This window comes from Sphingomonas sp., assembly GCF_031426035.1.
GTDB lineage: Bacteria > Pseudomonadota > Alphaproteobacteria > Sphingomonadales > Sphingomonadaceae > Sphingomicrobium.
Genome location: NZ_JANPKO010000163.1, coordinates 1 through 5131, shown reverse-complemented (window position 1 = coordinate 5131; position 5131 = coordinate 1). Strand labels below are relative to the sequence as shown.

The following is a 5131-nucleotide window of genomic DNA, read 5'->3' as shown; positions in this document are numbered from 1 at the left end:
GCAGGACGCCGCGCCCGCCCTGTTCCTTTTCGAGGTAGTGCGCGCCGACCTGGATCGACATCCGCCCGGCGACTTCGCTCATCGGCTTGAGCAACGGCAAGGCGCCGCCGCGACTCGTCACGGTTTCATAGGCGATGCATGTGGCGCCCGATCGCATCAGGCCTTCGGCCTGCGGCTTGTCGGCAGCGAGGTGGAGGTAGGTGAACAGGATGTGCCGCGGCTCGAGCAAAGCGATCTCCTGCGCCTGCGGCTCCTTGACCTTGACGATCATGTCGCTCGCCGCGAACACGGCGGCCGCGTCGGGCAGGATCGTCGCGCCGACGCTGCGATAATCCACATCGGTGAGGTTGATCCCGAGCCCGGCGCCGGTCTCGACAATCACATCATGCCCCGCGGTCACCAGCTCGGCGACCGACGCGGGCGTCAATCCGACCCGATACTCGTGGACCTTGATTTCTTTCGGTACTCCGACCCGCATTTGTCCCCCGGTTCAGTCGATGCGTGCGATTTGCTCGGCGATCGTGCCGAACATGTTGTCGATCTGTGCTTCGTCGACGATCAGCGGCGGCGACAAGGCGATGGTGTCGCCGGTCGCGCGGACCAGCAGGCCGGCGTCGAAGCAGGCGTGGAACAGCTCCATGCCACGCTGGCCTGGCGATCCGGCGCGCGGCGCCAGCTCGATCCCGGCGATCAGCCCGAAATTACGCAGATCGATGACGTTGGGTGTGTCGCGCAACCTGTGCAGCGACTCCTCCCACTTGGCTTCGAGGCCGCGGGCGCGGCCGAACAAATCCTCGTCGCGATAGACGTCGAGGGTCGCAATTCCCGCCGCGGCAGCCAACGGATGACCCGAATAGGTATAGCCATGAAACAGCTCGATGCCGTCGGCCGCGCCGTCGACGATCGCATCGTGCACGCCGCGCGACGCGGCGACCGCGCCCATTGGCACGGCGCCGTTGGTCAGACCCTTGGCCATGGTGATGAGGTCGGGCGTCACGCCAAATCGCTCGGCGGCGGTCGCGGCGCCGAGCCGGCCGAACGCGGTGATCACCTCGTCGAAAATTAGCAGGATGTCGTGCTTGGTGCACAATTCGCGCAACCGCTCGAGGTAGCCGAGCGGAGGAACAAGCACCCCGGTCGATCCCGCGACCGGCTCGACGATCACCGCCGCGATGGTCTCGGCGCCGTGGAGCGCGATCAGCCGCTCGAGTTCGTCGGCGAGGTGCGCCCCCCACCGCGGCTGGCCGCGGCGGAACGCCATGTCGGCCAGGCTGTGGGTGTGCGGAAGATGGTCGACTCCGGTCAGCAAGGTGCCGAACGCGCGGCGGTTGTTGACCAGCCCGCCGACCGAAATGCCGCCGAAGCCGGTGCCGTGATAGCCGCGCTCGCGCCCGATCAAGCGAGTGCGCCCGCCTTGTCCGCGTGCGCGCTGGTAGGCGAGCGCGATCTTGAGCGCGGTGTCGACCGCTTCGGAGCCGCTGTTGGTGAGGAAAATTCGATCGAGCCCGGCGGGCATCAATGCCGCCAATCGGGTCGATAGCTCGAACGCCAATGGGTGGCCGAGCTGGAACGTCGGCGCATAGTCCAATTCGCCGGCGGTGCGGCGGATCGCCTCGACGATCGGTTCGCGACAGTGCCCGGCGTTGACGCACCACAGTCCGGCGGTGCCGTCGAGCAGCTCGCGGCCATCGATCGCGCGGTAATGCATGCCGGTTGCGGAGACGAGAAGCCGCGGATCTGCCTTGAACGCGCGGTTGGCGGTGAACGGCATCCAGAACGCCGCCAGGCTGTCGTTCGCAAGCATTATCGGATCCCGCCCATAGCTTGCCGCAACCACTAGACTGGCATCCGCGGAAGGGAAACTACATTCAAGTACAGACCGGTCATCGTTTTTTCCGATGGAGGCCGATCCTCGATTTGGGGCTGGCGTTTACGGTTGCGTGTGGCCAGCATGCCGGTCAGACTGTGACAACACGGTGTCGCTGCCGCCCGCCAATGGGCGATTTCGGCGCGGAGAGGGGGAAAAATCGATGCGTGCTTTAACGATCCTTTTTGGCGCCGCTTTGACCGCGGCCGCGCTGACCGCTGCACCGGCCTGGGCGCAGGATGTTCCGGCGGACGCCGGCGACAAGGTCGATGCCGGCCAGAATGTCGCCAAGGCGGACGATACCGCGGCCGCCGCCGAGGAAGAGGAGCCAACAAAGCCATTTACCTTCGAGCTCGATCTGACGGCGGTCAGCGACTATCGATTCCGCGGCATTTCGCTGAGCGACAAGGACCCGGCGTTTCAGCCGAGCTTCACCGTCAGCCACGAGTCCGGCTTCTACGGCAGCGTATGGGGCTCCAACGTTGCCGACAACGGCGGCGACGACATCGAGATCGATCTGATCGCTGGTTATGCCACCACGCTCGGCACCTTCGACGTCGACGTCAACGCGACCTATTACGCCTATCCCGGCGCCGATAACCTCGATTATTGGGAACTCATCGGCACCGTTAGCCATGCCGTCGGACCGGCGACGGTCGGCGCCCTTTTCGCGTTCACGCCCAAACAGGACGACACGATGCCCAAGCGCGGCATCTATTACGCGCTCAACGGTGAGCTTCCGCTGGGCGATTCCGGTATCGCCCTCACCGCCTCCTTCGGCATCGAGGACAACGCGTTTTACGACAACAAGCGCGATTGGTCGTTGGGCGTCAGCGGCGAAGTGCTCGGGTTTTCGGTCGGCGCCGCATATGTCGGCACCTCACACACCGGGGGCGACCCTCTTGGCAACGACGGTATTGTGGTGTCAGTCGGCCGCGCGTTCGAATTCTAGAGAGTGAAAGGAACGGCGCCGCAGCCGCGCGGCGCCGGAGCATCAATGCCAAACAAGCTCGCCAGCTGGATCGCCGAGCATGAGGTCGCCGAGATCGAGTGCATCGTTCCCGATATGAATGGCGTCCAGCGCGGCAAGGTGCTGCCCGCGGGCAAGTTCCTGTCCAGCTTCAAGGAGGGCACGCTGCGCATTCCGGGCAGCGTGTATTCGGTCACCATCACCGGCGAATATCCGGCGGACATCGGCCATATCGTGCCGGTCTACGACCCCGATCTTCTGATGATCCCCGACCCCGACACCATCTGCGAGGCGCCCGGACTCACCACCCGCACCGCCTATGTCATCACCGACGCCTTCATCCGCGAGGGTGAGCCGGTGGCCTATGCGCCGCGCATGATCCTGAAGCGCGTGCTCGAACTCTATGCGGCCAAGGGCTGGCAGCCGGTGATCGCGCCCGAGGTCGAATTCTATCTCGTGTCGCGCAATACCGATCCCGACTTCCCGCTGCTGCCGCCGGTCGGCCGGTCGGGACGGCCGGAAACGGCGAGCCAGCCGTACGGGCTCGAAGCCCTGAACGAGTTCGAGGACATCATCGAGCATATCTACGACCATTGTGAAAAGGCCGGGCTCGACATCGACACGATGATTCATGAATCAGGCGCTGCCCAACTTGAGGTCAACTTCCTCCACGGCAATCCCTTGCGCCTCGCCGACGAAGTCCTGCTGTTCAAGCGCATCGTCCGCCAGGTCGCGCTCGAGCATGAGGTCTATGCGACCTTCCTCGCCAAGCCGATGAGCAATCAACCCGGCTCGGCGATGCACATCCATCAATCGGTGCTCGACGCCAATGGCAAGAACATTTTCTCGATGGCCAACGGCCGCGACAGCGCGCTCTTCCGCAACTACATCGGCGGGCTGGTGCGATTGCTGCCGCAGATCTCGCCGCTGTTCGCGCCCAACGTCAACAGCTTCCGTCGCATACGGCCCGATAGCGACGCACCGGTCAACGTCCAGTGGGGTACCGACAACCGCAGTTGCGGACTGCGCGTGCCGATCGCCAACGCTAAAAACCGCCGCATCGAGAACCGCTTGCCCGGCGCCGACGCCAATCCCTATCTGGCCATCGCGTCGTCGCTGGTGTGCGGCTACCTCGGGATGGTTGAGCGGATGCAGCCGCCCAAGAGCATTGCCGGAAACGCCTATCACCGCGCTCGCACACTGCCGCGCAGCCTCGAGGTCGCGCTCGACCGCATGATGCACTGCCGTCCGGTCAAGACGCTGCTCGGCGATGAATTTTTCGAACTGTTCTTTGCGATCAAGGAAGCCGAGCTTCTCAATTACCAATCGGTGATCAGTTCGTGGGAGCGCGAGCATCTGCTACTGCGCGTCTGATCCCATGGCCACCGCCGGCAATTACTATCGCGCCACCGCCAATCCGTTCCCCGCTCTGCTGCCGCTGTCCGGTGAGGTTGACTGCGATGTGGCGGTAATCGGCGGCGGCTTTACCGGCACCGCGGCCGCCCTCGCTGCAGCCGAGGCCGGCGCGAGCGTCGTTCTGCTCGAGGCCGAGACGATCGGTTTCGGCGCATCGGGACGCAACGGCGGGCAATTGATCCCCGGCCTGCGCTGGACAGCGCGCGAGTTGATTGCCGCCTTCGGGCTCGATCGCGCCCGGGCCATCCACGCGCTGGCGATGGGCGCCGCCGACCGAGTAAAGGCGCGGATCGCGCGACACGCCATCGCCTGCGATTTCGCGCCGGGCCATCTCGAAGTCGCGCATAAGCCGTCGCATTTCGCCGAGATGCGCGACGAGGTCGAGGTGCTGACGACGCGCTTTGGCCGCACCGGGCTCGAGCTGGTCGCGCCCGCCGACATCCAACGCTATGTCGCCACCAACGCTTATCACGGCGGCGTCCTCGACCGCGACGGCGGCCATTTCCACCCGCTCAACTATGTGCTCGGGCTGGCCGCCGCCGCGCTGGCCGCCGGCGCCACCATTCACGAACATAGCCGGGTCACCGCAATCGACGACCAAGGCTCAAGGGTTCGTGTCGCTACCCATCTGGGAACAGTGATCGCAACGCAGGCGATTCTCGCCGCCGACGCCTGGACTGGCAACATCGTCCCCGCTCTCGGCCGCTTCACCGTACCGTTGATGAACTACGTCATCGCCACCGCTCCGCTCGGCGATCGCGCGCGAACATTGCTGCCGACCAACGCCGCCGTTGCCGATAGCCGCTTCGTGCTCAATTACTTCCGCTTGTCGGCCGACCAGCGCCTGATCTTCGGCGGCGGCGAACGCTATCGGTCGG

At 65.1% G+C, this 5131-nt stretch carries 5 protein-coding genes; 3 read left to right on the top strand and 2 right to left on the bottom strand.

Annotated elements, in window-relative coordinates; all coding sequences use genetic code 11:
- Positions 1 to 478: alanine dehydrogenase (locus RMP08_RS12240; RefSeq protein ID WP_409049799.1), on the bottom strand; the 478-nt coding region annotated here is incomplete at its 3' end.
- A 12-nt stretch (positions 479 to 490) separates the two neighbouring features.
- On the bottom strand, positions 491 to 1804 hold the full coding sequence (locus RMP08_RS12235; RefSeq protein WP_310469280.1) for an aspartate aminotransferase family protein: 1314 nt from the start codon (positions 1802 to 1804) through the stop codon (positions 491 to 493).
- Between the two features lie 172 nt (positions 1805 to 1976).
- Between RMP08_RS12235 and RMP08_RS12230 the strand changes: the two genes are divergently transcribed.
- The 3 genes from RMP08_RS12230 to RMP08_RS12220 all read left to right on the top strand — a co-directional run.
- On the top strand, positions 1977 to 2819 hold the full coding sequence (locus RMP08_RS12230) for a TorF family putative porin (protein WP_310469279.1): 843 nt from the start codon (positions 1977 to 1979) through the stop codon (positions 2817 to 2819).
- A 45-nt stretch (positions 2820 to 2864) separates the two neighbouring features.
- Positions 2865 to 4211 carry a glutamine synthetase family protein gene (locus RMP08_RS12225; protein ID WP_310469278.1) on the top strand — a complete coding sequence of 449 codons (1347 nt, stop codon included), beginning with the start codon at positions 2865 to 2867 and terminating at the stop codon, positions 4209 to 4211.
- Positions 4212 to 4215: 4 nt separating this feature from the next.
- Positions 4216 to 5131, top strand: a 916-nt coding sequence (locus RMP08_RS12220) for an FAD-binding oxidoreductase (RefSeq protein ID WP_310469277.1), incomplete at its 3' end; no start/stop codon positions are given.

Coding starts and splice junctions, on each gene's coding strand:
- RMP08_RS12225 (WP_310469278.1), top strand. CDS start 2,865: ATGCCAAACAAGCTCGCCAGCTGGATCGCCGAGCATGAGGTCGCCGAG.
- RMP08_RS12235 (WP_310469280.1), bottom strand. CDS start 1,804: ATGCTTGCGAACGACAGCCTGGCGGCGTTCTGGATGCCGTTCACCGCC.